The 14,680-nt window shown below is 72.1% G+C and carries 13 protein-coding genes and 1 pseudogene; 9 read left to right on the plus strand and 5 right to left on the minus strand.

Annotated features, from left to right (window positions below; genetic code table 11):
- Positions 1–14: 14 nt before the first annotated feature.
- Positions 15–398, minus strand: a complete 384-nt coding sequence (locus QSK36_RS37220; RefSeq protein ID WP_183537999.1) for an STAS domain-containing protein — start codon at positions 396–398, stop codon at positions 15–17.
- Entirely contained in the window at positions 398–1,978 is a 1,581-nt protein-coding gene (locus tag QSK36_RS37225) for a PP2C family protein-serine/threonine phosphatase (protein WP_285785617.1), read from the minus strand. Before QSK36_RS37225 ends, QSK36_RS37220 begins: the two co-directional genes overlap by 1 nt.
- A gap of 222 nt (positions 1,979–2,200) precedes the next feature.
- Between QSK36_RS37225 and QSK36_RS37230 the strand changes: the two genes are divergently transcribed.
- The 3 genes from QSK36_RS37230 (at position 2,201) to QSK36_RS37240 (ending at position 6,245) form a co-directional block, all read left to right on the plus strand.
- Positions 2,201–3,964: an ABC transporter ATP-binding protein gene (locus QSK36_RS37230; RefSeq protein WP_285785618.1), complete on the plus strand. Its 1,764-nt coding sequence runs from the start codon at positions 2,201–2,203 to the stop codon at positions 3,962–3,964.
- Positions 3,965–4,096: 132 nt separating this feature from the next.
- Entirely contained in the window at positions 4,097–4,903 is an 807-nt protein-coding gene (locus QSK36_RS37235; protein WP_285785619.1) for a glycerophosphodiester phosphodiesterase, read from the plus strand.
- 82 nt (positions 4,904–4,985) lie between these two features.
- Complete coding sequence (locus QSK36_RS37240) at positions 4,986–6,245, plus strand: MFS transporter (RefSeq protein WP_183538005.1); 1,260 nt, start codon at positions 4,986–4,988, stop codon at positions 6,243–6,245.
- Positions 6,246–6,311: 66 nt separating this feature from the next.
- Here the strand turns inward: QSK36_RS37240 and QSK36_RS37245 are convergent, their stop codons facing one another.
- Positions 6,312–7,265 carry a class I SAM-dependent methyltransferase gene (locus QSK36_RS37245; RefSeq protein WP_285785620.1) on the minus strand — a complete coding sequence of 318 codons (954 nt, stop codon included), beginning with the start codon at positions 7,263–7,265 and terminating at the stop codon, positions 6,312–6,314.
- A gap of 371 nt (positions 7,266–7,636) precedes the next feature.
- On the opposite strand from QSK36_RS37245, the gene QSK36_RS37250 reads away from it, so the two are divergent.
- Positions 7,637–8,215, plus strand: a complete 579-nt coding sequence (locus QSK36_RS37250) for an RNA polymerase sigma factor (RefSeq protein WP_225898226.1) — start codon at positions 7,637–7,639, stop codon at positions 8,213–8,215.
- Positions 8,216–8,217: 2 nt separating this feature from the next.
- Positions 8,218–9,273 (plus strand): LCP family protein, encoded by a 1,056-nt coding sequence (locus QSK36_RS37255; protein ID WP_285785621.1) that lies wholly within the window; start codon positions 8,218–8,220, stop codon positions 9,271–9,273.
- 1 nt (position 9,274) lies between these two features.
- On the opposite strand, the pseudogene thrS reads toward QSK36_RS37255, so the two are convergent.
- A pseudogene (gene thrS, locus QSK36_RS37260) lies at positions 9,275–10,525 on the minus strand (threonine--tRNA ligase); the annotation flags it as partial.
- 250 nt (positions 10,526–10,775) lie between these two features.
- Here thrS and QSK36_RS37265 point away from each other — a divergent pair.
- The 4 genes from QSK36_RS37265 to QSK36_RS37280 are packed head-to-tail and all read left to right on the plus strand — an operon-like array spanning position 10,776 to position 13,773.
- A complete protein-coding gene (locus tag QSK36_RS37265) occupies positions 10,776–11,510 on the plus strand; it encodes a CPBP family intramembrane glutamic endopeptidase (protein WP_285785622.1) in 735 nt (244 codons plus the stop codon).
- Positions 11,511–11,541: 31 nt separating this feature from the next.
- Positions 11,542–11,880: a PadR family transcriptional regulator gene (locus QSK36_RS37270; protein ID WP_041952928.1), complete on the plus strand. Its 339-nt coding sequence runs from the start codon at positions 11,542–11,544 to the stop codon at positions 11,878–11,880.
- Positions 11,877–12,581, plus strand: a complete 705-nt coding sequence (locus QSK36_RS37275) for a hypothetical protein (RefSeq protein WP_285785623.1) — start codon at positions 11,877–11,879, stop codon at positions 12,579–12,581. The genes QSK36_RS37270 and QSK36_RS37275 overlap by 4 nt, the downstream gene beginning before the upstream one ends.
- Before the next feature lie 25 nt (positions 12,582–12,606).
- Positions 12,607–13,773 (plus strand): methyltransferase, encoded by a 1,167-nt coding sequence (locus QSK36_RS37280; protein WP_285785624.1) that lies wholly within the window; start codon positions 12,607–12,609, stop codon positions 13,771–13,773.
- Position 13,774: 1 nt separating this feature from the next.
- On the opposite strand, the gene QSK36_RS37285 is transcribed toward QSK36_RS37280, so the two are convergent.
- Complete coding sequence (locus tag QSK36_RS37285; protein ID WP_285785625.1) at positions 13,775–14,644, minus strand: DUF72 domain-containing protein; 870 nt, start codon at positions 14,642–14,644, stop codon at positions 13,775–13,777.
- Between the last annotated feature and the right edge of the window lie 36 nt (positions 14,645–14,680).

The following is a 14,680-nucleotide window of genomic DNA, read 5'->3' on the forward strand; positions in this document are numbered from 1 at the left end:
CGACGGCTCGCGGGCTATTCGGCGTCGGGAGCCGGCGCGGCGGAGAGGGCGTCCGCGACGGTGGGGAATACCGGGACGTGCGACGCCAGCCCGGTGATCCACAACGCGCGGGCCGCGCCGTGCTCGACCGCGACGAGTCCCAGCCAGCCTCCCTCGTCCAGCGCGCGCTTCCAGCAGGTGACCAGCAGCCCCGTCGCTCTGGAATCGAGGAAGTCCAGTTCGAGCAGGTTCACCACCAGGTGCGGCCCGAACTGGGCGAACGCCTTGTCGAAGAACTCGGTGGCCGGTTCGTGCGTGGTGAAGTCGAGCGTCCCCCGCACCGTCAGCACTCCCATGCTTCCGCTGCTCTCGGCGGCGAACGTGGTCTCGGCTGTCGAGATGTTGTGAAGGTCAGACATCAGGACACTTCCAAGGAGTTCGGCAGAATACGCGCGACCAGGATGCAGGTGTCGTCGCCTGTGTTACTCGGGGCCAGGGTCTCCATGACCGCCGCCACCCGATCCTGCGGTGGCACCTTCGGCACGGTCTCGGCGATCGCCGCGCTGAGGATGTCAAGGCCCTCGAACAGGTCCCGCCCCGGGCGTTCGATGAGACCGTCGGTGAACATGAGGAGTAGATCGTCCGGCTCCAGCCGGATCTCGGCACAGCTGTAGCTCACGTCCTCGAAGACGCCGAGCAGTACGCCGGGGTGCAGCAGCCGGTGCACCTTGGTCCCCCTGACTAGCAGCATCGGCGGATGGCCCGCGTGGGTCCACCTCAGCGTGCGGTCCTTGGTGCGGTAGCGGGCCACGACCGACGTCGCGAGCACGTCGGGCCGCATCCGCCGGAGCAGCCGGTTCAGCGCCACGAGGATCTGCGCCGGATCGTGGTCGGCGAAGGCCAGCCCGGTGATCGCGTGCCGCAGCTTGGCCATCGCGGAGGCGGCGGCAAGGCCGTGCCCGGCGACGTCGCCCACGGCCAGCAGCGCCTCCCCGTGGTCGAGGTGGATGGCCTGGTACCAGTCGCCGCCCAGCGGCGCCGTCTCGGCCGGGAAGTAGCGCACGCCGAGTTGCAGCCCGGGCACCGAGTCCTGCATCGGCAGAATGATGCTCTGCAGCCGCGCGGTGAGCTGCGACTCCTCCTCCAGCCGCTGGGTGACCTCGGCGAGCTCGTCCGCGGTCCTGCGCCAGTCGGTCACGTCCTGCACGACGCCGTGGATCTCGACGGGCCGCCCGTTCGCGTCCCGGCTGACCTCGGCCGTCACCCTGATGTGCCGGTATTCGTCACCGACGCGGATGCGGATGTCGAACTCGTGCGGCCCGCCGCTGCCGCTCAGCGTCGTGAGCGCGTGCTCGACGACCGGGACGTCGTCGGGGTGGGCGATCTCGCGGTAGTACTCCAGCGCGAACGGTCCCTCGGCCGGGTCCCGTCCGTGGATGACGTAGAGCTGGTCGGACCACTCGGCCTCGCCGGTGATCAGGCTCCAGTGTCCCCATCCGAGGTGGCCCAGGCGCTCGGTGTGGAGCAGCCGGGCCGACAGGCGCTCCTCCCTGTCGTGGCGCACCCAGGAGACGAGAAGGCCGCCCTGCAGCCGGGCGAGGCGGACACCGTAGGTCGACAGACGAGGCACGCCGCCCCCGTCTTCCCGGTGCACGTAGGGATCGACGTCCTCGGGTTCCCCGGTCTCCATGACGCGGAGGTAGGCGTCCCACAGAGGGGAGCCGGCGACGCCCGAATACGCCTCGAGCGTGCGCAGGCCGACGAGCTCCTTGCCGGTCCTGTCATGGACGTCCGTGGCCTCGGGACTGGCCGCGCACACCTCGAAGTCGCGGATCGCGCCGGCCTGGTCGCGGATGGGCACCAGCCAGACGCCCTGGATCGCGATCGCATCGAGCATGGCCTGCACCAGCCCGGCCACCGCTTCGGGGGACGATTCGCCCGCGTCGAGAGAGGGACCGCTCACAGGAGTAAGCCGCAGGATGCGATCACCTCCACTCATTGAATCCGCCGGCCACCTTCCGCGAGGCATCCACAAGAGCGGACTTTCGGGAGGATCGCTCTTGCCTTCCCGATGAGGCTACCCTCCGCCCTTCAGGATAGGCACGGGACGCCCTTGCTCTCCCCACGCCTTCCTTCTGTCCCTGGGCAGGCTCCCATGTCAGCTCTTATGATCTTTTAAGAACTTTTTACCCTTCTCGGTTTCGGTAGGGGGATTGTCGGGATGGTGCTTCCGCACAACGCTCTGGACCATCGATACCGGGGCGAGCACCCGCTCCGCACGCTGGCCTACCTCTTCCGGGAGCACCGGCCCCGCCTCGTCCTCGCCGTCGTGGCCTTCACGGTCAAGCACAGCCCGACCTGGCTTCTCCCTCTGGTCACCGCGAACGTCATCGACGCGCTCGTCCGGCACGCGCCCGTCGCCGACCTGCTGACGTCGATGGCCGTGCTGCTCGTCCTGCTCCTGCTGAACCTCCCCGGCCACCTGCTGTACGTACGGTGCCTGCACGGCGCGATCCGCCAGGTGGGCACCGGGCTGCGGTCGGCGCTGTGCCGCAGGATGCAGCACCTGTCGATCGGCTACCACTCCCGCGTGAGCGCCGGGGTGCTGCAGACCAAGGTCGTCAGGGACGTCGAGAGCGTCGAGCAGATGGTGCAGCAGACGGCCGACAGCGGCCTGGCGGCGGTGACCATGCTCATGGGCGGTCTCGTGGTGATCGCCTTCCGGGTGCCGGCCGCGCTGCCGGTCTTCCTGCTCGTCGTCCCGGCCGCCGCGGTCCTGGTCATGCGGATGCGCAACCGGCTGCGGGCCGACAACGAGAGCTTCCGGCAGGAGGTCGAGCGGCTGTCGGCGCGCGTGACCGAGATGACGCACCTGATCCCCATCACCCGCGCCCACGGCCTGGAACAGGACGCGCTGCACCGCATGGACGGCACGCTCACCCGTGTCCTGCGCACCGGCCTGCGACTCGACCTGCTCAACGGCCGGTTCGGCGCGATGGCCTGGATCACGCTCAACGTGCTCGCCGCGGGCTTCCTGGCCGGCTCCGCGCTGATCTCCTACTACCAGGTGATGCCGATCACGGCCGGCGACGTGGTCATGCTCAGCACGTTCTTCACCACGCTCACCACCTCGGTCACCACGCTGATGAGCCTGACGCCCGTGATCAGCAAGGGCCTGGAGTCCGTACGCTCGATCGGCGAGGTGCTCGAGGCGCCCGACCTGGAGAACAACGACGGCAAGGCCGAGGTGACGGCGGTCCGCGGCGAGTTCGAGTTCCAGTCGGTGTCGCTCGCCTACGAGGCGGACCGGCCCGCGGTGGACGACTTCAGCCTCACCGTGTCCCCCGGAGAGACCATCGCCCTGGTCGGGGCCTCGGGAGCGGGCAAGTCGACCGTGCTCAACCTCGTGATCGGCTTCCTTCGCCCCACCTCGGGCCGCATCCTGCTGGACGGCAGGGACATGGAGGAGCTCGACCTGCGGACCTACCGGCGGTTCCTGTCCGTGGTGCCCCAGGAGTCGATCCTGTTCGAGGGGAGCATCCGCGACAACGTCACGTACGGCATGCGGGACGTGCCGGAGGAGACCTTGCGGGCCGCCCTGCGCGACGCGAACGCCCTGGAGTTCATCGACCGGCTGCCGCACGGGCTCGACACGATCGTGGGCGAGCGCGGCGCGCGGCTGTCCGGCGGCCAGAGGCAGCGGCTCGCCATCGCCCGCGCGCTCGTCCGCGACCCGCGGGTGCTGATCCTCGACGAGGCGACCTCGGCACTCGACACCGCGTCGGAGGCGCTGATCCGGCAGGCGCTCGCCCGCCTGGTCGCGGGCCGCACGGTCTTCGTCGTCGCCCACCGCCTGTCCACCATCCGTACGGCCGACCGCATCGTCGTGATGCGGGACGGCCGGATCGCCGAGGTGGGCACCCACAACGACCTGAGCCGCAGGCCGGGCGTCTACTCCGGGCTCCAGGCCGCCCAGCTCGTCTGAAACGCTCCCCCTTGTCGTCAAGAAAGGGTCCGCCCGCGCGGCACAGGCCGCACGCTCCCCTGACGGCCGCGCACAATGCGCTGGTCGATCTGGGCCAGCCGATCTGGGCAGGCCGGTTGGGGAGGACGGGCGATGACCAGGGCATCGGCGGGGATCGCGCTGCCCCTCGTGGTCGCGCTGCTCGCCGTGCCCGCACCCGCGCCCGCGGCGGAGCTGCCGCCGTGTCCGCTGGTGATCGGCCACGGCGGCTACCCGAAGAGCGCCGGGGCCAAGGCCAAGGACATGATCCGCCAGCCCAACGTGCTGCGGGCGGTCGACGACCAGGCTTCGTGGGGCGCCGACGGCGTCGAGGCCGACGTACAGCTCACGCGGCAGGGCACGAAGGCCGTCATGTGGCACAACAGGACGACCAACGGGCTGACCGGTCCCCGGCAGGAGATCCGCGACATCGGGTGGGCCGACGGGCCAGGCGACCTGCGCGACCGCCGCGTCGCCCGCGGGCCGTACGCGGGTGAGCGCGTGCCGGCGCTGCGGGAGTGGCTCGACCACGTCCGCGCCCGGGGGCTGATCGCGCTGCTGGAGATCAAGAATTCCGCCGAGCCCGTCCTGGCCGACCCGGAGTACGGCGCCGCCGCGTGGCGGGAAATCATCGATCCCATCGTCGAACGGCAGGACGAGCAGCCGATCCTCGTCTACTCCCACGACGAGTGGATCGAGGCGGGGCTCGCCGACCGGCTGCCGGAACATCTGCGAGGTTCGGCGGCGAAGTGGGCCGACGGCGTCAAATGGGACGAGCCACCGCCCCCTTGGCAGCTCAACGTGCCACGGTGGCAGGCCGTGTTCGAACGGGCTCCTACCAGCGTGATGACCAGCCACACCGCGGACTACCGCGCCTGGCTCGACGGCAGGTGCCACCGCTATTCCGCCGAGCCGCGGTAAATGAGGTGACGGGCGCGGGTGGGGGCGGCACGATGGGATGTCACCCCTTCCCCCGTGTTCCGCGTCCTCCGGAGTCGTTCTCATGCCTGGCCTCCGCCGTGATCTCGGCCTGCTCAGGGATCGGCGGTTCGCCCTGCTGCTGGCGGCCCGGACGATCTCCGTACTCGGCACCGCCTTCGCGCCGGTGGCCCTCGCCTTCGGCGTGCTCGGCCTCCCGGGCGCGACCGCCACGACGCTGTCCGCCGTGCTCACCGCCGAGGCGCTGCCGATGGTGCTGTTCATGCTCGTGGGTGGAGTGATCGCCGACCGGCTGCCGCGTCACCGGGTCATGATGGCGGGGGAGTCGCTCAACGCGGCGGCGTACTTCTGCCTGGCCGCGATGATGCTCACCGGCTGGACACCGCTGCCCGCCCTCGTGACCGCGAGCGCGGTGAGCGGCGTCGCCGCCGCGGTCCTGTTCCCCGCCCTCACCGGAATCATCCCGGACGTGGTGCCCGCCGACCGGCTGCAGACCGCGAACGCGCTGCTGGGACTGGGACAGAACATCTCCCGCGTCGCCGGCCTCGTGCTGAGCGGCGCGGCCGTGGTCCTGCTGGGAGGCGGGTGGGCCCTGACGGCCAGCGGCGCGATGTTCGCCGTGGCCGCCGTGCTGATCGCGCTGCTGCGCCTCACGCCCGCCGAGCGCGCGGCCGGCGGCGGGCACTCGGTGCTGGCCGAACTGCGGGACGGCTGGCGCGAGTTCGTCTCACGGCAGTGGCTGTGGGTGGTCGTCGCCCAGTTCTCGGTCCTGGTCATGGCGTTGCAGGCCGCCCACGGCGTGCTCGGACCGCTTGTCGCCAAGCAGTCGCTGGGTGGGGCGCCCGCCTGGTCGGCCGTCCTCGCGGGCGAGGCCGTCGGCATGATCGTGGGGGTCGTCGTCACGCTGCGCCTGCGGCCCCGGCGGCCCATCCTGGTCGCGACGCTCCTCACGCTGCCCACCGCCGCGCCGTACGTGCTGCTCGGCCTGAGCGCGCCGCTGTGGACGGTCGTGGGCGGGGCGTTCGTGATGGGGGTGTGCTTCGACATCTTCGGCGTGCTGTGGCAGACCACCATGCAGCGGGAGATCCCGGCCGAGTCGCTGTCACGGGTGAGCTCCTACGACGCGCTCGGGTCCCTGATGTTCGGGCCGCTCGGCCTGCTGCTGGCCGGGCCGGTGGCCATCGCGGTGGGGCCGCGGCCCGCGCTGGTCGTCTGCGGGGCGATCATCATCCTGGTCACGCTGGCCGCGCTGCTGGCCCCCGGCGTACGCCGGCTGCGGGTCGTCGACGAGGAGCCCGCAGGCGTGCCCGCCGCGTCGCTGTGACGGCCACGTGCGTCTGATCAGGGCCCGGGATGGGGCCGGAACGCCGCATCCCGGGCTCGCGGACACCTAGCGGGCCGACTTGGTCAGCCGGACCTCGACGCTGATCCCCTCCGTGCGGATCTCGCAGGTCCCGAACGCGCTCTCGGCGGCGAGGCGGGCGAACAGGGCCCGGGAGTAGGCGCGACGGCGCAGCGCCAGCAGCGGCATCTTGGTCAACAGGGAGTTCAGCGGCGTGAGCCCCATCCCCCTGACCTCCTCGTCGATGGCGGCCCGGGACGCCTCCCGGCTCATGTCGTTGATCACCGCCGTGCCGCCGGTACGCAGCACCCGGTGCATCTCGTTCAGCGCGCCGCCGGGCCGCCCGAAGTTCTTGAAGGCGGCCTGACAGACGATCAGGTCGAACGAGCCGTCGGGATAGGGGAGGCCGGCGGCGTCGCCCTGCCGCACGTCGACGCGCACTCCGGCCCGGGCGGCGTTCTCCGCGGTGATCTCCACGAACGTGCGGCTGAGGTCGATCGCGGTCATCGCACAGCCGAGCCGGGCCATCTCGACGGCCAGGTAACCGGGCCCGGGGGCCACCTCCAGGACGGCCGCCCCGGCCGGCAGGCCGGCGGTGACCTGCGCCGCGTACCGCCGTACGGCGGCGATCTGGGGCGCCGAGGCGCGCTGCCGCGCGTACCACCGGGCCATCGCGCCCTCCATGCCGGGCGCCTGCCTCTGCGAGATCTTCTTCATGGTCTCCGTGAGGCCCCTTTCCGCGAGTTCGGCCACCTCGGGCGGCATCTGCCCGGACTCGTGCCAGGCGCGCGGCAGGCGGGCCGGCTCCTCCGGCGGAAGCACCCCACCCGCCGAAAGACGCGCCTGGACGCCTGACTGCTCGTGTTCCGGAGTCGCGACCAGTTCGCGCACCCAGCCGGCCGGTTCGGCCCGCCCGGCGTCCGTGATGCGGTAGATCGTGCGCTCGGGGTGCGCCCCCTCCCGTACGGTCCCCTCCACATTCACCTTCCGCCGTCCGGCCATCGTGTTCACCCATCCTGATACTCGTACGCGACTATACGTGGGCGAGTATCGTCCGTCCATACCGTGAACCCATACCGTGAACCCGCAGCGCGACAAGTGGCGAGACATGGCTGTCAGATCCTCGAAGGGTTAGGGAGTGCGTGACAGATGCTGCCCGTCGTGAGCGCGGATCCAGGTGGATGCATCGCAAGGCGGAGGGGGAGGTCGGAGCGGAGCTCCGGGCGACGACTCCGGGCCTCGCGGAGATTCCGAGCCTGCGAGGAATCCCCGCGAGTGGGGCGACAACGCTGCGAGGCGCCGCCTGGGCCGCGTGCAGCAGGGCCTGATCTGTCACGCACGACCAAGGCCGGCTCGATGCCATGGTGTCGTTGATGATCCCCCTTGCCACCCCACGCCTCGACTCGGACCTGATCGCCGAGTCCAGGGCGCGGCCCGAGGCGTTCGCGGCGCTGTTCGACCGCTACGCGGCGATGCTCTACCGCTACGTGTCCCGCCGCCTCGGTCCTGAGGTCGCCGAGGACCTGGTGGGCGAGACGTTCCTGGTCGCCTTCCGCCGCCGGGACCGTTACGACCTGACCCGCCCCGACGCCCGTCCCTGGCTGTTCGGCATCGTCAGCAAGCTCGTCTCCCGGCATCATCGAGACGAGGCCGCCCGCTATCGGGCGCTCACCCGCAGCCCGTTGGACGACGTCGCGGAGTCCCCCGCCGAACGGGTCGAGGACGGCGTGCGCGCGACGGCCGTCCGCCCGCTGCTGGCCGCCGCGCTCGCGCGCCTGTCGAAGGGCGACCGCGACGTCCTGCTGCTCATCGCCTGGGCCGACCTGTCGTACGACGAGGCGGCGCAGGCCCTCGGCATCCCCGTGGGCACCGTCCGCTCACGCCTGAACCGGGCCCGTCGCAAGGTGCGCGAGGCGCTCGGCCACACCAATCCGCTGCGGGACGAGGAGTAGCCATGGACGACCTCACGATGCTCCGCGATCTCGGCCGCGGCCTCGAGCACGAGCCCCCGGCCGGCCTCGCCCGCCAGCGGCGCCGCCTGCTCGACGAGACGGCGGGCGGGCGCCGCCGGCGCCTGACGCCATGGGCCGGCGGCCGGCGGGCGGGCTGGATCGCCCTCGCGGCGGTCGCGGTGGTCACCGCCGCGCTGGTCGTGGTGCCGACCGTGCTGCTGCGCGGGACGACCGGCGCGCACACCGTGGCGCCGCCCACGGGGGACCGTCCGCCCAAGAAGGGCGGGGCCCTGACCGTGCTGCTCCTCGGCTCCGATCGGCGCCCGACGTCCGCGCGCGTCGGCGACCTGGGCGAGCGCAGCGACCTCATGGTCCTCCTGCGGCTGTCCGCCGACCGCAAGCGGGCGACGGCCGTCAGCCTGCCCCGCGACTCCATGGTCCGGATCCCGCAGTGCCGGTCAGCCGACGGCCGCACCGTCGCCGCGCATCAGGACATGATCAACCAGGCGTACGCGATCGGCGGCCTGACCTGCGCCTGGAAGACGGTGGAGAGCACCACGGGCGTGCGCGTCGACCACGCCGTCGCCATCCGCTACGACGGATTGGAGAAGCTGGTCGACGCGCTCGGCGGCGTCGAGGTCACCCTCCCCCGCGCCGTGGACGACCCCAAGTCGAAGCTGAAGCTGCCCGCAGGCCGGTCCGTCCTCGACGGCAGAACCGCGGTGGCGTACGCGCGCCTGCGATTTGTCGGCGACGGCTCCGACATCGCCCGCATCAAGCGGAACATCGCCCTGATGCGGACGATGGTGAACAAGGCCTCGCGTCTCGACGATCCCGCCGCCCTGGCCTCCTTCGTCCGCGTGGCCGCGACGTCCGTCACCACGGACGCGGGGCTCGACCTCGACACCATGCTCGGTCTGGCGCGGGACGTGCAGCGGGCCGGCACCCGGGTCTCGTACGTGACCGTGCCGTGGCGGCCCTACACGAAGGATCCGAACCGGATCGAATGGCAGCAGCCGGACGCCGCCCGCCTGTTCGAACGACTCGCCGCGATCTGAGTCACGACACGGGCTCCCACAGGGCGGCGGCGCGGGCCTCGACGAGACCGCCGATGCGGGCCAGCGCCTCGGCGGCGGGCATCGCGTCCAGGGCGCGGCCGTCGCGCAGGCGCAGCGCGACCTCGTCGCCCGCGGCCTCCTTCGCGCCGATCACCGCCTGGTAGGGCGCCAGCCGGGCGGCCCGGACGCGGGCGCCCAGGCTGCCGTGCTCGGGCCCGGAGACCTCCGCCCGCAGGCCCAGCTCGGCGCAGCGCCGTACGAGCGCATCGGCCGGGGGCAGCTCGGCCTCGGTCACCGGCAGGACCACCACCTGGGTGGGGGCGAGCCAGGCGGGGAAGGCGCCGCCGTACACCTCGATGAGGTGCGCCACGGCCCGCTCCACGCTGCCGATGATGCTGCGGTGCACCATGACCGGCCGGTGCCTGGCGCCGTCCGGGCCGATGTAGTGCAGGTCGAACTGCTCGGGCTGGTGGAAGTCGACCTGCACGGTGGACAGGGTGGCCTCACGCCCGGCGCCGTCGGCGATCTGCACGTCGATCTTCGGGCCGTAGAACGCCGCCTCGCCCTCGACGGCCTCGTACGCCAGGCCGGAGCGGTCGAGGACGTCGGTCAGCATGGCGGTCGCCCGCCGCCACATCTCGGGGGCGGCGACGTACTTTCCGCCGACCCCCGGCAGGGACAGCCGGTAACGGACCGGGCGGATGCCGAGCACGGCGTACGCGCGCCGGATCATCTCCAGGGCCCCGGACGCCTCGGCGGCGACCTGGTCGAGGGTGCAGAAGATGTGCGCGTCGTTGAGCTGGATCGCCCGCACGCGGGTGAGCCCGCCGAGCACGCCCGACAGCTCGGAGCGGTACATGCCGCCCAGCTCGGCGACGCGCAGCGGCAGCTCGCGGTAGCTGTGCGAGCGCGAGCGGTAGATCAACGCGTGGTGGGGGCACAGGCTCGGCCGCAGCACGACCTGCTCTCCCCCGAGGTCCATCGGCGGGAACATGTCGTCGCTGTAGTGCGACCAGTGCCCCGAGATCTCGTAGAGCTCCCGTTTGCCCAGCACGGGGGAGTACACGTGCCGGTAGCCCGCCCGCCGTTCGGCGTCGCGGACGTACTTCTCCAGGGTGTGCCGGATGACGGCGCCGTCGGGCAGCCAGTAGGGCAGTCCGGAGCCGATCAGCGGGTCGGTGTCGAACAGGCCGAGCTCGCGGCCCAGCTTGCGGTGGTCGTGCATCGCGGTCTCCTCGCGTTTCGTCTGCGGCGAGGCGAGCGACCGGACGACGAAGCCCCGGGGCCACTCGCCCCGGGGCTTCGATGAAAGTACGTGTCAGCGCGCCGGGACGGTCTCCGGCGTCGTCGTCAGGCAGGCGCGCATCATGCCGCGAACGCTAGCACAGCCGCTGATCGTCTCCGAGCCGGTTTCGCATGGGACGTTCGCTACATAGATTGCAATCCTAACTAGCTCGCTTTATCGTCTAAGTCGCCAACACAGGTAAGAAGGGCGGCAATCCATGAGCATCTCTGCGAGCTTCTCGACCCCGGGTCTGCTCCTGACGGTCGCGCTGACGGCCTATCTGGCCTTCGCCGCTCCCTGGCTGGGCAAGCGTCAGTACGACCGGCTGGCACGACGCCGCGCCCACGACCCCCGGTCGCTGGTGCACGCGCACCGGCTGTGGATCGCGGAGGAGTGGATCTGGCTCGCCGTGACGGCGCTGATCCTGGCGCTGTCGCCGGGGCTCGACCCGGCGGATCTGGGATTCGCGATGCCGGGCCACCTCGGCCGGGTCGCCCCGGCGGTCGTCGGTATGACCAGCGCCATCGTGATCGGCACGTTGCTGCTCCGCCGTCTCTCCCGCTCGGGCCGTGCCGCACCGGGTCAGGCGGCCTACGCCGCACTGATGCCGCGCACCGCCGGCGAGCGGCGGCACGGCCTGGCCATGGCGGTGACCGCGGGCGTCTGCGAGGAGATCGTCTACCGTGGCCTGCTCATCGCGTTCGGCGTCGGCGTCCTGGGCCTGAGCACCACCGCGGCCGCCGCCCTGGCCCTGGGGGTCTTCGTGGCGGGCCACTTCTACCAGGGCTGGAAGGGCATGGTCGTGGTGGCCCTCCTCGGCTTCTGGCTCACCACCGTGTACCTGTCCACCGGCAGCCTGCTGCTGCCGATCCTGGTGCACGTCATGATCGACGTCCGGGGCCTCGTGTGCATGCCGGCGCCCGACCGCAAGACGGTCGGTCAAGCGGTCTAGGTAGTACTCCTACCGTGCGAGGATGAAGCACATGGCGACCGACCGCCGCGCGAGCTGGCTCAAGGGCGTCCTCGACCTGCTGGTGCTGGCCAGCCTGACGGAGGGCGAGAACTACGGCTACGAGATCGCCAAGTTGCTCGCCGGCTCGGGGCTCGGCCAGATTCGGGGCGGCACGCTCTATCCCGTGCTCAACCGGCTGGAGGAGGCGGGTCTGGTGTCGGCCGAGTTCCGGGTGACCGAGCGGGGCCCCGGCCGGCGCTACTACCGGCTGACCGAGCAGGGCCGGCAGACGCTGGCCGAGCAGGGCCGCCTGTGGCTGGCGTTCGACGAGTCCGTACGCACGGTGCTGGCCTCGGGAGGGTTGAAGTGAGCACCTACCTCGACGAGCTGGAGGCCCTGTTGCGCGCGGGCGGCGTGCCCGCGGCGCAGATCGAGGCCACCGTCGCCGACCTCGCCGCGTACGTCGCCGAGACCGGCGCCGACCCGGAGGAGGAGTTCGGACCTGTCGGCGACTTCGCCGGGCAGCTGCTGGCGGCGCGGGCGCCCGAGGCCGACGCGGCGGACGCCACCGAGTGGCGGTGGACCGCCGACATCTTCACCGACCGCCAGATGCTGGCCCGGCTCGGCGACCAGGGCTGGGAGATCGACCGCGTCGACCACCTCGGCAGGTTCGTCAGCCACCGCGATGCGGAACGGCCGCAACGGTGGGAGTACCGCAGGGAACCGTCGATCGGCGGTACCGCGCTGGCCGCGCGGCTGGCGCCCGAGGGCTGGGAGCCCTGCGGCACCTGGATGTACTGGCGCTACTTCAAGCGGCCCAGGGCCGCCAGCGTGGGACCGGCCGCGCAGCTCGACTCCCCGCCCGCGGCCCCCGGCCGCAACGTCTTCTTCAGCCGGCGCTTCTACCTCGTGCTGGCCGTGGCCCTGCTCGCCCTGGTCGTGCCCGGGATCCTGTGGGGGCCGTCGGACGGCGACGGGCCGGGCTTCCTCGCCGGCATGGCCGTCGGAGGCTGCGTCGCGATCGCCGCCCTGGCGGCGATGTGGCTGTGGACGGCCCGCCGCCGCCACTAGTGCCGGGGCACTAGCCTGAGCGGCGATGGACCGTATGACGACGGCGCGGGGTGATTTCGACCTCGCCCGCTTCCCCGAGGACCCCCGCGACCCGCTCCGCGCGTGGGACGCGGCCGACGAATACCTGCTGCGGCACCTCGACGAGCGCGAGGGCGGGCCGGTGGACCTGTCGGGGAGCCTGGTCGTGCTGGGCGACCGGTGGGGCGCCCTCGTCACCGCGCTCGCCGCGCACCGCCCCATCAACCGGCCCGTCCAGATCAGCGACTCCTTCCTCGGGCAGCAGGCCACCCGCGCCAACCTCGAGCGCAACGGCCTCGACGCGGACGCCGTACGGCTGCGCACGACCAGGGACGCGCCGCCGGACCGGATCGACGTGCTGCTGGTGCGGGTGCCCAAGAGCCTCGCCCTCCTGGAGGACCAGTTGCACCGCCTCGCCCCCCACGTGCACGAGGGCACGGTGGTCGTCGGTGCGGGGATGGTCACCGAGATCCACACCTCGACGCTGAAGCTGTTCGAGCGTGTCCTCGGGCCGACCCGGACCTCGCTGGCGGTCAGGAAGGCGCGGCTGATCTTCTGCTCGCCCGTCCCCGGGCCGGCGCGAGGGGCCGATCCGTGGCCGCGGAGCTACAGTTTGCCCGCCGACGTCGGGGTGGTCTCCGGCCTGACCGTCGTCAACCACGCCGGCGTCTTCTCCGCCGAGCGCCTCGACGCGGGCACCCGCCTCCTGCTGCGCAGCCTGCCCGCGCGTACGGGGCCGGAGCACGTGGTCGACCTCGGCTGCGGCAACGGGGTGGTCGGGCTCGCCGCGGCGCTGTCCAACGGCGAGGCCGAGGTGACGTTCATCGACGAGTCCTACCAGGCGCTGGCCTCGGCGGAGGCCACCTTCCGGGCGAACACCGGGGCGGACGCCGCCGCCCGGTTCGTGGCGGCCGACGGCCTTTCCGGCTTCCCGCCGGGCACGGCCGACCTGGTGCTGAACAACCCGCCGTTCCACACCCACCGGGGCAGGACCGACGCGACCGCCTGGCGCATGTTCAACGGCTCGCGTGCCGCGCTGCGGCGGGGCGGCGAGCTGTGGGTGGTGGGCAACCGCCACCTCGGCTACCACGTGAAACTGCGCCGGCTCTTCGGCAACTGCGAGGTCGTCGCGAGCGACGCGAAGTTCGTCGTGCTGCGGGCCGTGAAGCGCTGACTCAGAACAGGGTCAGCGGCTCGTCCGGCATCGGCCCGTTCGATGACATGGGCTCGGGCAGCGGCTCCACGCCGGGCACCTCGGCGCGTACGTCGTCGTGGAACCGGCGGGCGAGCGTCAGCGCGTCGGCGTTGTCCGGGGTGTGGACGAACACCGTCGGCGAGCGGCCCTCACGCAGCCACCCGGCGACCGCGTCCACCCAGTGCCGCCAGCCCTCGGCCGTACGCTCCGGGTCGTCGCGGCCGATGTAGCGGACGATCGGGCGGTCGGTGAGGGCGGCGGTCCGCAGCGGCACGCGCGGCTTCTTCGACCAGGCGTCCCGTTCGGCGTCGCTGGTCGGCGGGCTGCGGAACAGCACGGTCGTGTCGAAGGGCACCCACTCGGCGTCGGCCCCGGTCAGCACCCGCTCCAGGAGCCGCGCGGCCCGGGGGTCGTCGAAGAACGCGCGGTGACGGACCTCGACGGCGTAGCGGTGGTCGCGGGGAAGACGTCCGAGGAAGGCCGCGAGCGCGCCGACGTCCGCCGGGCCGAACGAGCCCGGAAGCTGGATCCACAGCGCGTGGGCGCGCGGGCCGAGCGGCTCGATCGCGTCGAGGAAGGCCCGCAGGTCGTCGTCGGCCCCGGTCAGGCGGCGCTCGTGGGTGATCGGCTTGGGCAGCTTGACCACGAAGCGGAAGCCGGGGCCGGTCTGCAGCGCCCAGGACTCGACCGTGCTCCGCGAGGGCGTCGCGTAGAACGTCGTGTTGCCCTCGACCGCGTTGCACCAGGTCGCGTAGGCCCGCAGCCGCTCCCCAGGCGGAAGCGGATGCGGCAGCAGACGCCCCCGCCACGGCGCGTGCGTCCACATCGCGCATCCCACATGAAGCCGCATGGCCCCGACGTTATCCGGTTCGGATCACTCTCCCGC

This window comes from Microbispora sp. NBRC 16548 (assembly GCF_030268985.1).
GTDB classification, from domain to species: domain Bacteria; phylum Actinomycetota; class Actinomycetes; order Streptosporangiales; family Streptosporangiaceae; genus Microbispora; species Microbispora catharanthi.

Excerpts from the sequence above, each read along its gene's own strand:
- QSK36_RS37220 (WP_183537999.1), bottom strand. The coding sequence starts at position 398 with ATGTCTGACCTTCACAACATCTCGACAGCCGAGACCACGTTCGCCGCC.
- QSK36_RS37225 (WP_285785617.1), bottom strand. The coding sequence starts at position 1,978 with ATGAGTGGAGGTGATCGCATCCTGCGGCTTACTCCTGTGAGCGGTCCC.
- QSK36_RS37230 (WP_285785618.1), top strand. The coding sequence starts at position 2,201 with ATGGTGCTTCCGCACAACGCTCTGGACCATCGATACCGGGGCGAGCAC.
- QSK36_RS37235 (WP_285785619.1), top strand. The coding sequence starts at position 4,097 with ATGACCAGGGCATCGGCGGGGATCGCGCTGCCCCTCGTGGTCGCGCTG.
- QSK36_RS37240 (WP_183538005.1), top strand. The coding sequence starts at position 4,986 with ATGCCTGGCCTCCGCCGTGATCTCGGCCTGCTCAGGGATCGGCGGTTC.
- QSK36_RS37245 (WP_285785620.1), bottom strand. The coding sequence starts at position 7,265 with ATGGCCGGACGGCGGAAGGTGAATGTGGAGGGGACCGTACGGGAGGGG.
- QSK36_RS37250 (WP_225898226.1), top strand. The coding sequence starts at position 7,637 with ATGATCCCCCTTGCCACCCCACGCCTCGACTCGGACCTGATCGCCGAG.
- QSK36_RS37255 (WP_285785621.1), top strand. The coding sequence starts at position 8,218 with ATGGACGACCTCACGATGCTCCGCGATCTCGGCCGCGGCCTCGAGCAC.
- QSK36_RS37265 (WP_285785622.1), top strand. The coding sequence starts at position 10,776 with ATGAGCATCTCTGCGAGCTTCTCGACCCCGGGTCTGCTCCTGACGGTC.
- QSK36_RS37270 (WP_041952928.1), top strand. The coding sequence starts at position 11,542 with ATGGCGACCGACCGCCGCGCGAGCTGGCTCAAGGGCGTCCTCGACCTG.
- QSK36_RS37280 (WP_285785624.1), top strand. The coding sequence starts at position 12,607 with ATGGACCGTATGACGACGGCGCGGGGTGATTTCGACCTCGCCCGCTTC.
- QSK36_RS37285 (WP_285785625.1), bottom strand. The coding sequence starts at position 14,644 with ATGCGGCTTCATGTGGGATGCGCGATGTGGACGCACGCGCCGTGGCGG.